At 36.6% G+C, this 19310-nt stretch carries 14 protein-coding genes; 5 read left to right on the top strand and 9 right to left on the bottom strand.

The window, feature by feature from the left end:
* Positions 1-23: 23 nt before the first annotated feature.
* From QZ657_RS08390 to QZ657_RS08380, 3 genes are all read right to left on the bottom strand, one after another.
* Positions 24-2048 (bottom strand): M3 family metallopeptidase, encoded by a 2025-nt coding sequence (locus QZ657_RS08390; RefSeq protein WP_291966225.1) that lies wholly within the window; start codon positions 2046-2048, stop codon positions 24-26.
* 160 nt (positions 2049-2208) lie between these two features.
* Positions 2209-2697, bottom strand: coding sequence for a 5-(carboxyamino)imidazole ribonucleotide mutase (gene purE / locus QZ657_RS08385; protein WP_099189691.1), 489 nt, complete (start codon positions 2695-2697; stop codon positions 2209-2211).
* A 5-nt stretch (positions 2698-2702) separates the two neighbouring features.
* On the bottom strand, positions 2703-3857 hold the full coding sequence (locus QZ657_RS08380; RefSeq protein ID WP_291966222.1) for a 5-(carboxyamino)imidazole ribonucleotide synthase: 1155 nt from the start codon (positions 3855-3857) through the stop codon (positions 2703-2705).
* A gap of 135 nt (positions 3858-3992) precedes the next feature.
* On the opposite strand from QZ657_RS08380, the gene QZ657_RS08375 reads away from it, so the two are divergent.
* The 4 genes from QZ657_RS08375 to QZ657_RS08360 all read left to right on the top strand — a co-directional run bounded on the left by QZ657_RS08375 (position 3993) and on the right by QZ657_RS08360 (position 7520).
* A complete protein-coding gene (locus tag QZ657_RS08375) occupies positions 3993-5102 on the top strand; it encodes an adenylate kinase (RefSeq protein ID WP_276471626.1) in 1110 nt (369 codons plus the stop codon).
* A gap of 57 nt (positions 5103-5159) precedes the next feature.
* Positions 5160-6164 carry a GTPase ObgE gene (gene obgE / locus QZ657_RS08370; protein WP_276471627.1) on the top strand — a complete coding sequence of 335 codons (1005 nt, stop codon included), beginning with the start codon at positions 5160-5162 and terminating at the stop codon, positions 6162-6164.
* Between the two features lie 6 nt (positions 6165-6170).
* Positions 6171-6881, top strand: a complete 711-nt coding sequence (locus QZ657_RS08365; RefSeq protein ID WP_291966220.1) for an ion transporter — start codon at positions 6171-6173, stop codon at positions 6879-6881.
* Between the two features lie 117 nt (positions 6882-6998).
* Positions 6999-7520 carry a DUF4136 domain-containing protein gene (locus QZ657_RS08360; protein ID WP_291966218.1) on the top strand — a complete coding sequence of 174 codons (522 nt, stop codon included), beginning with the start codon at positions 6999-7001 and terminating at the stop codon, positions 7518-7520.
* Positions 7521-7522: 2 nt separating this feature from the next.
* On the opposite strand, the gene QZ657_RS08355 is transcribed toward QZ657_RS08360, so the two are convergent.
* The gene (locus tag QZ657_RS08355) at positions 7523-8530 is read right to left on the bottom strand and encodes a transglutaminase domain-containing protein (protein ID WP_291966216.1); all 1008 of its coding nucleotides are present in this window, start codon (positions 8528-8530) and stop codon (positions 7523-7525) included.
* On the bottom strand, positions 8527-9258 hold the full coding sequence (locus QZ657_RS08350; RefSeq protein ID WP_291966213.1) for a carboxypeptidase-like regulatory domain-containing protein: 732 nt from the start codon (positions 9256-9258) through the stop codon (positions 8527-8529). Before QZ657_RS08350 ends, QZ657_RS08355 begins: the two co-directional genes overlap by 4 nt.
* Before the next feature lie 257 nt (positions 9259-9515).
* Between QZ657_RS08350 and QZ657_RS08345 the strand changes: the two genes are divergently transcribed.
* On the top strand, positions 9516-11564 hold the full coding sequence (locus QZ657_RS08345; protein ID WP_291966210.1) for a M13 family metallopeptidase: 2049 nt from the start codon (positions 9516-9518) through the stop codon (positions 11562-11564).
* A 170-nt stretch (positions 11565-11734) separates the two neighbouring features.
* On the opposite strand, the gene QZ657_RS08340 is transcribed toward QZ657_RS08345, so the two are convergent.
* From QZ657_RS08340 to QZ657_RS08325, 4 genes are all read right to left on the bottom strand, one after another.
* A complete protein-coding gene (locus QZ657_RS08340) occupies positions 11735-17824 on the bottom strand; it encodes an alpha-2-macroglobulin family protein (RefSeq protein ID WP_366934163.1) in 6090 nt (2029 codons plus the stop codon).
* Positions 17825-18059: 235 nt separating this feature from the next.
* The gene (locus tag QZ657_RS08335; RefSeq protein ID WP_291966208.1) at positions 18060-18461 is read right to left on the bottom strand and encodes a hypothetical protein; all 402 of its coding nucleotides are present in this window, start codon (positions 18459-18461) and stop codon (positions 18060-18062) included.
* A gap of 12 nt (positions 18462-18473) precedes the next feature.
* Complete coding sequence (locus QZ657_RS08330; RefSeq protein ID WP_291966206.1) at positions 18474-18731, bottom strand: hypothetical protein; 258 nt, start codon at positions 18729-18731, stop codon at positions 18474-18476.
* The gene (locus QZ657_RS08325) at positions 18721-19224 is read right to left on the bottom strand and encodes a hypothetical protein (protein WP_291966204.1); all 504 of its coding nucleotides are present in this window, start codon (positions 19222-19224) and stop codon (positions 18721-18723) included. The genes QZ657_RS08330 and QZ657_RS08325 overlap by 11 nt, the downstream gene beginning before the upstream one ends.
* Between the last annotated feature and the right edge of the window lie 86 nt (positions 19225-19310).

Genomic DNA, 19310 nt, shown 5'->3' with positions numbered 1-19310 from the left:
TTTTTTAGTTTATAAGTAAAATATTAAGATTGTAATAAGCCCGCTCTCTCTAATAATGCTTCTACTTTTGGTTCTGCTCCTCTAAACCTTTTGTAAAGTGTCATTGGGTTTTCTGTACCGCCTTGAGAAAGTACATTGTCCTTAAATTTCGTGGCGACTTCCTTATTGAAAATTCCTTCTTCTTTAAAGTAGGCAAAGGCATCTGCATCTAACACTTCAGCCCATTTGTAGCTGTAGTAGCCAGATGAATATCCACCTTGAAATATGTGTGAGAATGCGGTGCTCATACAAGTTTCTGGAGTTGCAGGGTAAAGACTGGTGTCTTTAAATGCTTCGTCTTCGTGTGCTTTTACATTGGTAATGCTTGTTGGGTCAATACCGTGCCAAGACATATCCAATAACCCAAAACTTAACTGTCGCAGTGTCTGCATACCTTCTTGAAAGGTTGCCGATTCCTTTATTTTTTCAACCAGTTCCATTGGTATGGTTTCTCCGGTTTCGTAATGCTTTGCAAACAGTTCTAATGCTTCTTTTTCATAACACCAATTTTCTAAAACCTGACTAGGTAATTCTACAAAATCCCAAAATACAGATGTACCAGACAGGCTAGGGTAGGTAGTATTTGCCAACATACCGTGCAAACCGTGTCCAAATTCATGGAACAAAGTAGTAACCTCATTAAAAGTCAATAAAGATGGTTTGCTTTTAGTTGACGGAGTAAAGTTGCATACGTTGGATATGTGCGGACGCACATTTTCTCCATTTCGCTTCCATTGGCTTTTAAAGGAAGTCATCCAAGCGCCACCTCTTTTTCCTGCTCTAGGGTGAAAATCTGCATAGAACAATGAAATGAAGTTTTTGTTTGCATCATAAACCTTATATGTTTTTACTTCGTCATGATACTTCTCAATGTTGTTTACTTCTTCAAACTGTAAATCGAATAAGTTTTCCGCTACTTTAAAAACACCGTTTATAACATTTTCCAATTTGAAATAGGGTTTCAGTTTTTCATCATCTAAGTTGAATAACTCTTGCTTTAGTTTTTCGGAATAGTAGCTGCTGTCCCATTTTTCAAGTCGGTCTATACCATCTAATTTTTTAGCGAAGTCTTCTAATTGCTTGAACTCACGTTCTGCAGCTGGTTTCGCTTTTTCAAGTAATTCGTTTAGAAAGGAATGTACTTTTTCAGGAGTTTCTGCCATGCGCTCTTCCAAAACAAAATTGGCATGCGTTTTATAACCTAATAAGTTGGCTCTCTCAAAGCGTAATTTGGCAATTTCCAGTACGTTTTCTTGATTGTCCAATTCATCATTATGAAAACCTTTGCTACCAAAAGCCAATGAAAGCTCTTTGCGTAACGCACGGTTTTTGGCATACTTCATAAACGGAATATAACTGGGGTAATCTAAAGTAATCATCCAGCCATCTTCTTTTCCTTTAGATAGTGCTAGCTGTGCGGCAGCTTCTTTTGCTCCTTCTGGTAAACCGTCCAAGTCGGACTCATCTGTAAGATGCAATTGGTATTTATTGGTTTCGGCAAGTACGTTTTCGCCAAAAGTCAATTTCAATTTAGCCAGTTTTGTATCTATTTCACGTAATCGTTTCTTTTTTTCTTCGGATAAATTAGCTCCGTTTCGGCTAAAACTCTTGTATTTCTTATCTAAAAGAGTGTTTTGCTCAACCGTAAGGTCCAAATCATCCTTTTGGTCATAAACTGCTTTTACTCTTTTAAAAAGTGCTTCGTTCAATGTTATGTCATTACCAAATTCTGAAAGTAACGGAGAAATTTCCTGTGCTATTTTCTGAATTTCCTCATTGGTTTCAGCGGAATTCAAATTGAAAAAAACACTTGAAATTCGGTCTAATTGCTGACCCGAAAATTCTAAGGCTTCAATGGTATTTTCAAATGTTGGGGCATCTGTATTTTCTGTAATGGTGTCTATTTCTGCTCTTGCATCTTCTATTGATTGTAAAAATGCAGGTTTAAAATGCTCATTTTTAATCTGGGAAAAAGGAGCAGTATCAAATGGAGATAATAATGGATTCATATGTCAAGTTCAATTTCAAGTGTCAAATTCAAGACCACTCAAATAAATTAAAATTAGTTTAACTCGATAATCGAGATTTAAATGCTCCGACGTTTCAGTCGAAATCTAAATAAAATTTTCAATTCAATGCTTCACGGCTTGTTCCCAGGTTGTTTACTAACTATTTACCGTTTACAGCCTTTGCGCCATCTATTACTTTTTGCTTTAAACCTTCTTTGTATAAAATAATCTTGTCTAAAACACATTTGTCTGAACTGCCTATAATTTGTGCTGCCAAAATTCCGGCATTTTTTGCTCCATTAAGTGCAACGGTAGCAACTGGTACGCCACCTGGCATTTGAAGAATAGAAAGAACAGAATCCCATCCATCTATTGAATTACTACTTTTTACGGGCACGCCGATAACTGGTAAGGGTGACATTGAAGCTACCATACCAGGTAAATGTGCTGCACCACCTGCACCTGCAATAATTACAGAATATCCGTTAGTATGTGCATTCTTACTGAAATCGAATAATTTTTCCGGTGTTCTATGCGCAGAGACGATATCTACATCTACCTCTATATCAAAACCTTTTAAAATATCTATGGCGTCTTGCATTACGGGCATATCACTAGTGCTACCCATTACTACGGCTACTTTACTCATGTTTATTATTTTGAAATCACTTGAATTGTTAACTTTACCTTTTCGGCTATCGCTCTCGCTTTGCCCAAATCATTATTTACAATGGTAACATGGCCCATTTTTCGAAATGGCCTTGTTTGTGCCTTTCCGTATATATGTGGAGTAACATTTTCCATCGCTAAAATTTCCTCTATATTTTTATAAACCACATCACCTATGTGATTTTCTGCACCAACTAAATTTACCATGACACCCGCAACTTTGCTGTCAGTGTTACCTAGCGGTAGCCCTAAAATACTTCTAATATGTTGCTCAAATTGGTTGGTGTAACTAGCTTCTATGCTATAGTGGCCGCTGTTATGCGGTCTTGGTGCTACTTCGTTTACCAATATATCATCATCTTCAGTTTGGAACATTTCTACGGCCAACAACCCGGTAAGTCCTATTTTATCCGCTACTTTTAACGCTAAGGCCCTTGCTTTTTCAGCTACTTCATCTTTAATACGAGCGGGGCAGATTACATATTCTACCTGATTGGCCTCTGGGTGAAATTCCATCTCTACCACAGGGTAGGTCTTAATTTCCCCTTTTGCATTTCTAGATACGATTACCGCCAACTCATTTTTAAATGGAATCATGCTTTCGGCAATGCATTCACCGGCCGGCAACCCTTCAAGGTCGGCCATGCTTCTGATTACTTTAACCCCTTGACCGTCATAACCAAACTGTGCTACTTTCCAAACAAAAGGAAATTCTAATCCGCCATTGGTTATACTATCCTTTATTTCGCTTGAGTAGGCAAAACGATTAAAATCTGCGGTAGGTATTTCATTGTCTACGTAGAATAACTTTTGTTTCGCTTTGTTCTGTATGATACGCAAGGCTTTTGGCTGTGGAAATACTTTTACGCCTTCATCCTCTAACTTCTCTAGCGCATCAAGGTTTACGTTTTCAATTTCAATGGTCAACACATCTACATCTTTACCAAAATTGTAAACGGTATCAAAATCCAATAGGCTTCCTTGAACAAACTCGTTACAGGCCATTCTACTTGGTGCTTCAGAAGAACCGTCTAAAACTTTAGTGTAAATATCCCATTTACGGGTTTCGTACAACATCATTTTACCTAGTTGCCCACCACCTAAAATGCCTAATTTAAAACCTGAAGAAAAATAATCCATATAATTATTGCTTTTGGCAGATGAAAAATGCCTTAAGTACTACAAAAATACGGTTAAATCTTAGAAACCAATTCCTTTCTATTCAAAAACACAAGGCAATAGCTTATCTTTGCAAACCTTGATAATTTATGAAAATTGATACAAATTCACGACAAGTTTTTTAAACCTTATCTCAGCGAATCTGAAATTTTGCAGGCGGTAAAAACGGTTGCCGATAAGATTGCTGTAGATTATAAAGATGAAACACCCATTTTTGTTGGTGTGTTGAACGGGTCTTTTATGTTTGTGTCAGACTTAATGAAAGCCTACCAGCACCCGTGCGAAGTTTCATTTGTTAGGCTTAGTTCTTACCAAGGTCTAACATCTACGGGTATCGTTGAAACATTGTTGGATGTACCTGAAAATATTGAGGGGCGCAGCGTCATTATTTTAGAAGATATTATTGATACAGGGCGTACCTTGCAGAAATTGGTGCATTTATTTTCAAAAACAAAGGTCAAAGAATTTAAAATAGCCAGTCTTTTTTATAAACCAGATGTGTACAAGGGCGAATATGCCATAGATTATTTTGGCTTGGCCATTCCTGATAATTTTATTGTCGGTTACGGTCTGGATTATAAGGAACAGGGAAGAAATTTAAAAGAAGTATACCAATTAAACCAGAAACATATGATTAATCTTGTACTCTTTGGTAAGCCAGGAGCCGGCAAGGGCACACAAGCACAATTCTTAAAAGAGAAATATAATTTAAAGCATATTTCTACGGGAGATGTTTTTAGATTCAATATCAAAAACGGAACCGAGTTAGGTACTTTGGCCAAATCATATATTGATAAGGGAGAGTTAGTGCCAGATGAGGTAACTATTAAAATGTTGCAAGAAGAGGTAGAGAAAAATGCAGATGCAGACGGCTTTATTTTTGACGGATTTCCAAGAACGGCTGCACAAGCAGAAGCTTTGGATAATTTCTTGGAGTCCAAAGACATGGGTATCAACGCAACTATTGCTTTAGAGGCCAATGACGAAATTTTAATTGATCGTCTTTTAGAGAGAGGTAAGGTTAGTGGAAGAACAGATGATCAAGATGTGGCCAAGATTAGAAATCGTTTTGACGAGTATAATGCTAAAACTACGCCTGTAAAGGAATTTTATGAGGCGCAAAACAAGTTTCATAGTGTTAACGGTATTGGTACTATTGCGGAAATTACCGAACGCCTTACCGATGTAATCGAAGGCTTAAAATAACATCGATTTTTTTATATCAATTTGTTTGATGTAATTGGTTGAACTGAAAGAATTAAAATGACCGAAGGTAATTTTGTAGACTACGTAAAAGTGGGTTTGACTTCTGGTAAAGGGGGCAAGGGATCTGTGCATTTGCATCGTGAAAAATTTATTACCAAAGGTGGTCCTGATGGTGGTGATGGTGGTCGTGGCGGACATATAATTGTTCGTGGAAACGAAAACTTGTGGACCTTGATCAATTTTAAATACAAAAAGCATTTTAAAGCTGGTCATGGTGCTCACGGTAGTAAAAGCCGTAGTACCGGGGCAGATGGTGAAGATGTGTATTTAGATGTGCCGTTAGGTACTGTAGTTAAAGATTTTGAGACCAAAGAGGTTCTTTTTGAAATTACCGAGCATGGTGAAGAAAGAATTCTACTTAAAGGTGGTATGGGTGGTCGTGGTAATTGGCATTTTAGAACATCTACCAATCAAACACCAAGATATGCACAACCTGGTATGGACGGTCTTGAGGGTGAGTTTTTGTTAGAGCTTAAAGTTTTGGCAGATGTTGGTCTGGTTGGTTTCCCAAATGCTGGGAAGTCTACTTTATTATCCGTTATTACTTCTGCAAAACCCAAAATTGCAGATTACGAGTTTACAACCTTGAAACCGAATTTGGGTATTGTTGAGTACAGGGACTTTAAGAGTTTTGTAATGGCAGATATACCTGGTATTATAGAAGGTGCTGCAGAAGGTAAAGGTTTGGGCCACTACTTTTTAAGACATATAGAGCGTAATGCCAATTTGTTGTTTTTAATTCCGGCAGATAGTAAGGATATTAGCAAGGAATATGAGATTTTATTGGATGAATTGCGCCGTTACAATCCAGAGCTGTTAGATAAGGAACGTCTTATCTGCATTTCTAAAAGCGATATGCTAGATGACGAATTAATGGATGAAATGCGAGAAGAACTCAACAAAGAGTTAAACGGAACTCCGTTCATGTTTATATCCTCTGTTGCGCAAATGGGAATCCAAGAATTAAAGGATAAGCTTTGGGCAATGCTTAATGCAGAATAATGGTTAATGAAACAGTATCTCAAAAATATTGTTGAAATTAATGATAATAGAGAGAGCAGGGTATTTGCCTATTTTATACAAGCTTTAATATTTATTTCCATTATCTCCTTTTCTTATGAGACTATTCCAGATTTAGATACCTCAACCCGAAAAATATTAAGAATAATAGAGGTTTTTTGTGTACTCGTTTTTTCAATAGAATATTTACTGAGAATTTATGTGGCCGATCACAAATTAAAATTTGTTTTCAGCTTTTATGGTATTATTGATTTATTGGCCATACTCCCTTTTTATTTGGCATTGGGTATAGATTTAAGATCATTAAGGGCACTTAGGTTTTTAAGATTGTTCCGTATTTTAAAATTAATGCGGTACAATAGGGCCATTAACCATTTTACAAAGGCTATAGCATTAGCAAAAGAAGAGATATTACTGTTCCTAATAGTCACGCTGATTTTAATTTACTTTTCTGCCGTTGGTATCTACTATTTTGAAAATGAAGTGCAACCAGAAAATTTTTCTTCAATTTTTGACAGTCTTTGGTGGGCAATAATAACACTTACAACTGTGGGGTATGGAGATGTTTACCCTATTACGGTAGGCGGTAAGGTATTTACGTTCTTTATTCTCATGATCGGTCTAGGTATCGTAGCTATTCCTACAGGAATTATTTCTTCTGCCTTAACAAAATCCGTAGATAAAAAGGAAGATGAATAACATTTTTTGCAGAGATAAGGTCACTAAGGCCTTTTTTGGGTTCACATTTAGTCGAATACCTTTATAAAATCATATAATAATCTTTTAATTTCTTTAATTTTAAGAAAATACATTTATATGAGAACTTTTCTTCTTAGTATGGTCTTGGTCGTTTTGGCTTCTTGCGGTGCGGCAAGGGTCAATTATGATTATGATGACCAAACCGATTTTACGTCTTATGCTACATATAACTATTTTAGTGATATGGAGACCGGGCTAAGTGAATTGGACGAAAAAAGATTGATGGATGCTTTAGATGCTACCTTAGGTGAAAAAGGTTTTATGTTCGCAGAAGAACCAGATATGTTCATTAATATTAAAAGCACTGTTTACAGAGATCAGGCTAGTGGCAGTAATGTTGGTGTAGGACTTGGTGGTGGTAACCGTGGTATTGGTGGGGGAGTGTCCATTGGTATTCCCGTAGGCGGTCCAAAAATGACAAGGCAGCTACAGATAGATTTTGTTGACAGTAACAAAGATATGCTTATCTGGCAAGCCATTAGCGAGAGTCCGTTTCGTGAAGGAGATACACCTCAAGAAAAATCGGAAAAGCTACAGGCAGTTGTTGATAAGATATTTAGCAAGTATCCGCCACAATAATTTTATTTTACCTTAATCACATAGGTAGCGATCAGTTGTTCGTTGACCGAAAAATGAACATCGTATAAACCTTTCTTTTCAAAGAGTTGTACCAGACTTATTTCATTTGCTTTCCTTTGCACAACTGGATCAGCTTTTCTTTGATTACCTCCTCTATTGAATAATAACTGAACTTCTCCGTAAAATTCTGTTGGTACTTTAATGGTAAATGTTAATGATGTTCCTTTTTCTATATTATGAAGCATTTTAGTTGGTGAAATGGGAATTATAGGAGCTAAAAATGCTTCTTTATAAACCACCGGTCCTGCCAAGTAGGTCTTAAATGCTTCAGTTTTTAGATATTGTTCATTTTCTTTTTTCAAAGGGAAATGATTTTTTGCAAATAACTCTGGGTCAGCTAAAAAATAACCATCGAAATAGTCTGGTTGAAAGTAGGGTGTGCCGTTTACAACAATAGTTTCTCCTGCAGACCAAGTAGCATCGCACAGATACCATTTGTCATTTATTTTTATCCTATTCCAAGAATGATTTGGTGTACTATCTTCTTTTAATACTAAAGTAGGTGTACGTCCATAGCCATCAATAATATCACATTCAAACCCTGCAAGGTTTGCCATTTCTTTTACCAAGTAGGCATAGCCCGTACAAGCCGTTTTTCGGTCTTTTAATAAGCTTTTGAACATTTTTGGTGTAACGCTCATATTCCAATCTAAAAAAGCGTCTCGATCTTTGGCAAGTCTTTTTCTTTTGTTGCTAATTTTTAAGTATGAAGAATAATCATTGGCAATGTTAGCGCAGATCCAGGTATAAATTGCCCTGAATTTTTCAACATCGGTCTTTAATGAGACTGTTAAATTATGGGTGAGCACCGGTAAATTTTTAAGGCTTGCATCTTTATAATAATCAGCAATGCTATCGGCCTGTATAAAATCTATTTCTTGAAAATCTTCACGTTGGGCGAAGCTTGTTATATAAAAAAAGAACAAAATCGTAAAAAAGGAAATTCTCATTTTTTAAAGATGTCCCCTATTTTCTGAAAGATGTTTCTTTTGCTTTTATAAGCACCAACGATTACAATTTCGCCCATTAGTTCAACATCATAAGTGTCAAATGCTAGGCTAATGTCTATGTTAGAATTTGTGCTTGCCGCTACTTGGTAGGTTTTGGTTTCATATCCTATAAAGCTAAACACCAAAATATCATTTACTTCTAGTTGTTGTGGAAATTCAAATTTACCATCAAAATCTGTTTGTGTACCAATGGTAGTGCCTTTTAAAACTACGTTTACGCCAGGTAAAGGTTCATTTGCCTCATCAACAATGGTGCCTGTTAATGTGTATTTTTCTTGTACTACTTGTATTTTGCCTACAACACCTTCCAATGAAGACACTAATTCAATTGGTGGGTCTAAACTTGCGGTTTCTTGACCCTTTACGTCAGTGGCACAAAGTGCCAACAAAGAAAAACCCATCATTGCCATTCCTTTGGGTAATATAGAATTGTTCATAGTGTGTAAAGAATTGGTTTCATATGTTTTTAATTGTGATGCCTTGAACATACCGCAGGCTTTTTTGTTACCATGGTTTAAATAATTGATAAGCTCCTTATCAGAGAAATTGGTAAAATCAATTACTTCCTTTTCACAACTTTTGCAAAAACCTCCCTTTTCGGTTTTACTAAAATTACTAAATTTTTCTTTGCAAGGTTCTTTTACGGAAATTGTTAATGTGCTTCTCATATTGTTATGGTTTTATATCTATGGTTCTAAAGTATTACGGATACCAGTTGTATAAAATAGAGAATGAGTAAAGTACTACTTTCAATGAGTTAACAAGATTTTGTTATGATTTTAGTTCTTGTAAATAGCTTATTGTCAAATGTTAATCTTGTAAATTGATAGTGAAATAAACCTATTGAAAATAAAATCCTGTTATTTTTGTAACAAATCTCAAAGCGGGCGTCCTATAGGGCAATACGTTTAAAACTAACTCACAAATGAAAAAAGTTTATTTATTCGCTGCCGGTTTGGTAGCCCTGGCTTCATGTAAAGAAGAGGCTAAACCTACTGCTGAAGTAGAAAAAATTCCCGGTATTGTTCTTGCGAATATGGATACTACCCAAAACCCTAAGTCAGATTTCTATAACTATGTAAACGGTAACTGGATGAAGTTTACCGAAATACCTGATGATAGAACCAGTTGGGGCGGTTTCAGCGTACTTCGTAAGTCTACCGATGACGATGTGTTGAAAATATTGGCAACTGCCAAAGAAAGCGGAAACTACGCGTCAGATACGGACCAAGCGAAAGCTTTGGCAATTTTTGATTCAAAATTAGATACTACTGCTAGGAACAAAGCTGGTATTACGCCTTTAAATTCAGCTTTTGAAGCTATAGCAGGTGTAAAGAATCTAAATGATCTACAAACGGTATTGGCTACAAATGCAGCTGTGTCTTCTCCTTTTCTTAATATTGGTGCCGGTGCAGATTTGAATAACAGCAGCATGAATGCCGTGTATTTAGGTGCAAACGGATTGGGATTGCCGGATCGTGATTTCTATTTGGAGGAAGATGAAAAGTCTATTGAAATACGTGAAGAATACAAGAAGCATATTTCTAAAATGTTGCAGAAATTAGGTGATTCCGAAGCTGATGCAACAAAGGCTGCTGACAAAATTTTGGCTTTGGAAACTCAATTGGCGGAACCTCGTTTGAACAAAGTGGAACGTAGGGATGCTAGAAATTATAACAACCCTAGGACGATTGATGAGGTTGATAAGATGATGTCTACTATAGATATGAAAAAACTTATAGCTGATTTAGGTATTACTAAAAAATTTGACACCCTGTTGGTTACTCAATTAAGATATACGGAGGCCTTGGACAAGTTCTTGAAAACTACACCCATAGAGGATATCAAAACTTTGGTTAGATGGGATACTTTCAATAGTGCCGCGGGTAAATTGACTACCGAAATTGAAACCGCAAACTGGGAATTTTACAGTAAATACCTTAGAGGGGCTAAAGAACAACGCCCAGCGGACGAGCGTGCATTGGCAACCGTAAACGGTACTGTTGGTGAAGCTTTAGGGCAGCTATACGTAGACGCCAAATTCCCGCCAGAAGCCAAGGCGAAAGCGGAGCTAATGATAGCCAATGTTATAGATGCTTTTAAAGAGCGTATTTCTGTTTTAGATTGGATGAGCGATTCTACAAAAACAAAGGCGATAGAAAAGTTGGACAAGTTCACCGTTAAGATTGCGTACCCGGACAAATGGGAAGATTATTCTACCATGGAAGTTTCTGCCGAAAAGTCTTATTTTGATAATATGACTGCGGTTAACAAATGGGGAGAGTTAAAGAACTATTCTGAAATTGGTGAGCCTGTAGACAAAACGGAATGGGGAATGTCTCCACAGACTGTGAATGCATATTTTAATCCGTTGAACAATGAAATCGTTTTTCCTGCAGCTATATTACAACCTCCTTTTTATAACTATACTGCTGATGAAGCTGTTAATTATGGTGGTATTGGTGCAGTTATAGGACACGAGATTTCCCATGCTTTTGATGATAGCGGTTCTCGTTTTGATGCCGACGGAAATCTTAAGAATTGGTGGACAGATGCTGATTTGGCCGCTTTTACAGAAAGAGCAGATGCTTTGGCCGTTCAATATGATAGTGTAATGGTATTACCAGAAGTATATGTAAATGGTAAATTCACCTTAGGTGAAAACATCGGTGACTTAGGCGGATTGCTAGGTGCTTATGACGGATTACAGAAATACTATGCTGAAAATGGACGTCCTGAAGATATTGATGGTTTTACGGCAGAGCAGCGTTTCTTTATGTCTTGGGCTACGGTTTGGAGAACCAAAAGTAGAGATGAGGCTTTAAGAACACAGATCAAAACCGATCCGCATTCTCCTGGTATGGTTAGGGCTACACAACCTTTATTGAACATTCAAGCGTTTTATGATGCTTTTGATATCAAAGAAGGTGATGACATGTACCTAGCTCCTGAAAAGAGAGTTCATATTTGGTAAGCTATATTTTAGTAAAAGACGGAAAAGGCGCTACATTGTAGCGCCTTTTTTTTGTGCTATTTCGTCCTTACGAGGAGCATTTTTCGCGACGTAGCAAACTGTCTGTTGTTGGTTACGAGTAAGTTTTAGTCAGTTCATAAACAGATTACTTCACACTGTTCGTAATTAAATTAGTTGTTCACCGAAACACGAACTCCATCGCTATGACTACTAAACTCCGGTGCATACATACTTTCAATTGTAGTAATACCATTGCTAAAATCGCCAGCATTATTTACACGAACATCATATTCAAATACATAAACTCCTTTACGTAAATAGTCAAAGAAGAAATTGGTGCTAGCATCTTTTGTGCTTTCGTAATACCCAAGTCCGTCTTGCCATTTGTATCTGGAAATTATGTTTACTGGCTCAAAACCGGCAGCTCGCATATCTTTCATATGTACAAACTCCATGTCTCTATCCGCTCTTAATTCTATTCTTATTTTAACCAAATCTCCCACCTTTAAAGTAGTTTTATCCGTTATTTCAGAAATTTCCTCGCCACTATCGGTATTCTTTTTTAAGAAGATTTTCTTCTTTAGATTTAATGGGGTCTCAGCGCTTGTAATTTTGTCTAAGTCCTCAAAATACTGCCAGTACAAAGCTCCCCAGGCAATACCGTTGCCTTTTTTACTGATTTGCACATCACCCATTTTAGGAGAAATCTCAGCAGTATTCCATGACGTTTTAAAGTAACCTGTACCAGCTTCGACCTTTACATCCTCTAAACTGGAATGGTCTATCTTTTCTCCTCCAATTAGAACATCTACAGCATCTGTAACGGATAGCCATTCACTACCCTGAAGTAGTAACGCATATACTGCTTCTGTGGTAGCTTTAGTAGTGCTCCATTGGTTGGTCTGTTTGTTTTTAAGCAACCAAATTTTAAGGTTGTCTATGGTTTCAACATCCGTAGGGCGAATTTCGGAAAATGCTTCAATTAACAGCGCTTGTGTTTCAATGGGCGCTTGGTACCAAAACCATGAGCTGGTATTGCCTTTCCAGTACATGCCCAATTCATCACTAGTAATACTATTTTCTTCTAAAGCACGTAGAATCTTGGTAGATGTGTTTGCATCATTGTTTCTATGTAGAACCAATGCTAACATTCCTTGAGTATACAAGCTTCTCTTTGTCCAATATTTCTGCGCTTGCTTTATATAATACGCGGTTATCTCATCTACTTTTTTAGAGGTTTTAATATCCTTAAAAAAGCTGCGCATGTATAGGTAGTGTACTTGATGAGTACTTAAATTATCATTATTGATATTAGAAGTGTATTTCTTCATTTGTTCGTATTCAGCTACAAATTCCCTATCCAAAAAATCAATGGCATTCTCAATCGCTACAGATTTGGAGTTGAATAAAATTGATATATCATTAGGGTCACTATCTTCTGAATCTGTTAATTTGTTCAAATGTCCCATTCCAGTAATAATGTGTTGGGTAATGAAACGGTTGTCCGGTCCGCCATTGAACCATGACCAAGCTCCGTTTGCATTCTGATTTTGCACAAGTTTGTTCAATGCTGATTGCTGCTCATTTTTCATCTTGTTCAAATTGAACAATATACCAATTCTTTTCTTTTGTTCGGTTTCTGACTGGGCGTCTCTCAACCAAGGTGTTTCTTGAATTAATAGGGATTTCAGTTCTTCGTTCTTTTCTAAATTGCTCATCAAAGCATCTGAATTTGCCCATTGATCGAATACTTCACGAATTCTTGGAGTACTGTTGGCAATGTGGCTTGCCAATGTATTCGCGTAATATCTAGAGAAGGTCTGTTCGTTACAATCATACGGATACTCCATTAAATAGGGTAGCGCCTGTACTGCATACCAAGCAGGGTTAGAAGTCATCTCTAAAGTTAACTTATGATGATTTAACGTTGACGATGAGGTGTTCTTCAATTTGTCTAACGTAAAGGTTTTGGTCTGGTTACTACCAATCCACATGGGTAATGTTTCCGTTACCAAAGACCTGTTAGATAAAATCGGTAACATATTCTGTTCGCCATCGGAGAAATCACCGGCTTTTGCAATAATTTTGTACTGAACGGATTGTAAGCCGTCAGGAATTTTTAGTGCCCAGGATACTTGTGTATTCCCCATAGCATCAACTTCAAAAGAATTGGTGCCTACTGTATCGGCAGCCATCAATAGCTGTTTTGAAATATCCTTACCTGTTACCGCATCGGTCAGTTCTAATTTTGCATGCCCGGAAAGTAGTTTTTCTGTAAGGTTGGCAATTTTGCTACTTATGGTTATTTCATCTCCTTGTCTTAAGAAGCGTGGTGCATTTGGTGTTACCATCAACTCTTTCTGGGTTGTCGTAGTTAAATCGGTAATTGTGCTCTCCAATTCTTTGGTATGTGCCAGGAGCTGTACATTCCATCTGGTCAAAGCCTCGGGTGTAGTGAAGTTGAAAGAAACGTTTCCTTCTTTATCTGTTTTTAGCGTAGGGAAGAAAAATGCTGTTTCCTGTAGGTTCTTGCGTATAGTGACCGACCCAAAATCTAGCTTATCTGTATCGGGTTCAGGTAACGTTTCGTTAGTTTCAACATCTGCAACAGCACCGGATAACTCATTTTCTTTTTTGGTAGTTCCATAACCAACCGTAACTACTTCTTCTAAAAGAGCATCATCTGCCACCATGGCATTGCTCATTAATGTACTTGATTTTTGATACCTAGATCGAGATTGACGCCATGCAGGTGAATTAAAATCTAGATTAAATAAATTAAAAATGTCGAAGCCAAGGCTTGGGTAGTCCAAATTGATATTGTGAGAAAATGTTCTAAAATCAACCGTAGCAAAACTTTTATATGCGCTAGTTCTTCTACGAGAATAATAGTAATGCTGGTTGATAGGATTAAAATACCATGAGTGTGGTTTAAATTGATCTAAAGAGGCATCATACATGCTTGCCAATAGCTCTGCACTCACTTTATCACCTGCAGGTCCTTTGACTTTAAAAGACCAGGTTTCATCAATACCAGGTGCTATTTTATCCCTGAACGTTGTTGTCTCTATTTGTAACTTGTTTGACGGGTAGGGTACCATTAAATTAAGTGTACTCTCCTTAAAATGATTGGCGAATGAATAACTGTACGTAATAGCAAAACCACCCAAATCATTTTTGGTTATAGGTACTGTAATTGCTTGGGAATTGTTATTTAACGTAATAATTCTCTCTTCAAAAATCTTATGGTTTTTTTCAATATGTACGGTAATGTTTAAATTTTTTGCACTTGAAAAAAAGGTTATCTTGGCCATGTCTCCAATTGCGTACTGTTCCTTGTCCGTTTTTACATGGAACAATTGGTTATCGGCTAAGCTACGCTCATTGCCCGTAATTGAAAAAATGGCAATATCTTTTACTTCTTGTCCAAATTTATCTTTAGAAAAGAGTTCCATCCGGTATTTGCCGGATGCCCAATTTTTTGTTTTGCCAAAACCGAATTCATTAGATTTTTCAGTATCAAACGTAGATTGCCAAACCATTTTACCCTTTTTCCAATTAGAAGAATTGTCTTCATTTTCATAAGCATCATGCGGATATACTTTTTTGAATTCTTCTTTAGAAAAACCGGCATAATCTGGTGCTGCCCATGGCCTTGGTCTAATAACATAGTCCGGTGCTTGTAGTTTGTATAATTTTACGTCTCCCGTGGCGGCAACAGACTGCCCGTTTAAATTATTGCTAATAATATTAAAGCTTGTGTTTTTCAATGATTTGTCCAAGATCTCTGGTACTAACAATCTTACATTTAATGCGTGATAGCCAACCTTGACCGTGGTAGTGGTACTGTGTGTTTCTCCATTAATATCGGTCACATCTGCCGTAACTTCATAGGTAAAAGTGGGCATGTTCTCTTTATCAACAGTATGGTCAGGAATGGCCTTAAAGGAAATTTTATAATTCCCTGTTGCATCCGTTTCTGTTTCTCCATGAACAATTTCTTGTGATGAACCATTAAAATATGGTTTGATCCAATAATGCCATCTTGGTACGCTTACCATTCTTTTTACACGGTACACTACCTTGGCATTAGAAATGTTACTACCGGCATATGCAGTTGCTGTACCGGTTACCGTTACACTATCGTTTACCTTGTATGTATCTGTTATAGGTTCAAAATTTGTTTCGAACTTGGGTCTTTTATATTCTTCTACCGAGATTGAAGCGTATCCGTTTAAAGCATATGTATCTGAAGTTGCGTGAATGGAAAATTGCCCTGTTAGTCCAGAATTTGGCAGTATAAATTCACCTGATACCGAACCGTATTCGTTTGATACCAATGTAAGTGTTTCAATTTGTTGTCCGTTTACATCTCGTAAGATTACATTGATAGAGGTATTCGTTAAGACGTTGGATACATCATTTTCTTGACTAATGGCAATACCTTTAAAATAAACAGGCTGCCCCGGTCTATAGATGCTACGGTCTGTAAATAGAAAGCAAGTATAATTAATTCCTTTATCGTTTTGGGAATAATTCCGGTCTACGTAGTATTCGCCAAAATTAGCTTTATCATTTTTGGTCTTAACGGTTATATTAATGTTGTTCCAATTTTCTTTCTTATTTTGAACAGTTACAAAACCAGTTTTGTTTGTTCTATACGTGGATTGTTTTTGACCGTCTTTATAATTTATACGATAATTTAAATTGACCTCTGCATCAGAAATTGGATTACCGTTGTTTCGGTCTATAATTTGGTATTGCTGCTGTGAGTTCATATTAGATTCTACTACGGCAATATTCGTTACCTGTATAGTGGTATAGCTGAACACATCTTTTTTTTCATCACTTGATTCTGCGGTTAAAATATAATTTCCGTTTTCTAGTGCAGGCACTATAACTTCGGTATTATGACGCTGATAATCTTTTTCGTTCTTTAAATCTACGGACCACGTTTTAGCAATGGGTAATTTTTTAATAATCGTTTTTCTTTCAATGTCCGGATAAGTTTTTTCTAGTTTTAAAAGTTGATTCCGGTTTATTTTATAGGCTTTTAAGTGTAAACGCTCAACATTTTTATAGGTTACCAAAAGTCTGCTGATAGTATTTTTTGGAATGTACTTCTCAGCTGTCAACTGAACGTTGTAATCTTGAATCTCTTTCTTTAGGACTTCGCATTTTTTTGCGGCCAAACTTTTTGGAAACCTGGCTATGATATCGTCACATAAAGAGACGGTCTTTACTAGTTCCCATTGTTCTTCTGCATTGCCTTCAGATGTATAAGTACGTCCTTCTTGTTGGTGTTGCAAGGCTATTTCATAGGTGTATAGGCCAGAAAGTGGGCTATGCTTAATATGCTCTGCAGAATTTTTAAGTACTTCTAAATACAAATCGTCCTTATTGTCAAATATGGCGTTCTTGTGAATAAAGCGTAAGCGTTCAATATCGATCAGAACAAGTGGGCTAATATCTGGATTGGTAAAATGAAATGCTACTAGTTGCTGGTATATAGTAAGGGCTTTAGATTTAAAGGATATGTTCTTGTTATGATCAATATTTAAAAAGTTGGCGGTGTAAGCTTCGCATAAAACAGCTTTATCATCGATTTCAAAAACTGTTGCAGGTTGGTTGATGCTATGCTCACTGGTGGTGTAAAATTTAAGTGCCGTATGTGCTAAAAGATCAAATAACGTAGGTCTAAAATTTCTATTCGTTTTATCTTCATATAAAATATCATCAAAATTGGAAATAGGTAATTTCTGCGTAGCGCTAGCGTTTTGTAAAGAGGCGGTAAAATGGTAGTCAATTTCTTCTAAAAGAGTGTCAAGATCCCAAGTTCTAAAGTCTACTGGGTCTATTTTTTTACCTGTTCTAGTTCTATTGTAAAAACGAAATCTATTATGTTGAAAATACTGCCAATATAAGGTTGCTAAATGACTGTGTAGTATTTGTTTGGTTGGTTCATCTGCTACTTCAATTTCAGATTTAAAATCTTTAACGATGGCTAATTCAGCATCTTCTTCAAGTAATTTGATGAAACTGGACTTATAGAGCAGGGCTTTGATCAGTTGTATTTTATTACCTTCTTTTTTAGCTTTTGTAAAGATGGCTTTGGTCTGCTTTAAAGCAGATTTACTTAAGTTTTCCTTCTCTAAATCGATAACTTCATTCCATAATAAATCATATGAATCAGGCTCTTGGGCATTACCAAAGTGTACGGACATAAACAGAATAAGAATTAAATGTAGCTTTTTCATCATAGTAAAATTACAATACAAAACTGTGCCAAGGTAATTTTATATACAATCAAAAATGAGTGAAACTTACTTTTCGGTTAGTAATTATGATTGTTCTAAGTTAATGGCGAAGATAATTACTGGACCAAGCAACTAGTATTGTAGAAGTATTTGGGTAGTATAGTCGGTTATAGAGAGAGGAAATTTAATTGTTGTGTGGATGTGTTTTTAAATTTTAAAGCTATTTTTTACTTGCCCATTAATCGCTTTCCGTTAATGGCAATATGCGTTTCTTTTCATTCAGAAAACAGAAATAGGTAGTAACTTCGGTACCATCATCGTAAACAAACTTAGCTACATAATCTGAAAGGTAATATCTACCGCCCGTTTTGTTACTGGAAGATGTTGATCCCCTTACTCCACCGGTTGCGTTAGCAAAACCTGTTTTAGAATGGGCAAAACGACCGTTGTTCTTAAAGCACCATGAACTGGCATTACCTACGGTGCTGCCGCCACCATAGCCTTCGGTACTTCTTGATGTAATATTGCCGTAGCAACTGTTAAGTTTTAAATTTTCTTTAGCTGGCTCCGTAAGCCAGTCTCTTGCATCTTTATACTCTGTTTTGCCATGTGCTTTTAATTCTAGCTCATTGTTTCGCATACGCCAATGTCCCTATCTATTTGGTTTTTCACTTTTAGATGCCGCAATACCTTTAGAAAAAGTGCGTCCTATATCGCTAGTATAGGTACCATCTTTAAAAAGGGCAATGACACCGCTGGTGGTAGTGAGCATACCATTTGAAAAACCTCTTTTTAGCACACCTCTAAGTTCCAAAAAACCTTTGGGAGCATTACCCGGCGATAAAGCCTCATTAGATGTCTCAACAGCGGTAGTAACAGTTGGCGTGGTAGCTGTTAGGTTAGATGCCATACTCTTTGTAGCTGCCTTGGTAGTTTTTTTTAGTCAACATGTCTGCTTTTATATTTTTCACTAAATCGTCAAATCTGGTACCGTATTTTAAAACAATCACAAGGTCGGTAGATGTTATAAGTCTTATAAAGAAATTACGACCATCTTCTAATTTGCCACCTTGGTAGGCAACTTGCATGGTTACACCATTGCCGTCAACGTAACTATTGGTAATAGCGTAATCTTCTTTTTCAGATTTTACTACCCATTTTTTAAGAGGTTGGCCTAATTCCTTTTGTTTATCTTTTGCAGTTTCAGACACCCAATTTTTTAAATCTTGGTTTAAAGTTTCTATAGGTCCGTAGGTGTAAACGTCAAACGTTTTATTGCTCTTTAAATCTTTGGGCGTGTAGATTTTAATATCTCCATCATAATTTATATTCCATTTTTCCTGTGCTAAAATTTGTATTGTGCACAGGGTTGTAAGACATATAAAAAGCTTCAATTTTTTCACGGTAGTAAGATTTTTAACTTGTAGTCAATTACCTAAAATTAATTGATTATGAGTCAATTAGTCATGTTTTGTGGTTAAGTTTTTGT

Origin of the sequence: Maribacter sp., assembly GCA_020629415.1 — a bacterium.
Lineage (GTDB): Bacteria > Bacteroidota > Bacteroidia > Flavobacteriales > Flavobacteriaceae > Maribacter > Maribacter huludaoensis.
The sequence above is the reverse complement of the archived record's forward strand: the minus strand, read 5'-3'. Positions and strand labels throughout refer to the sequence as shown.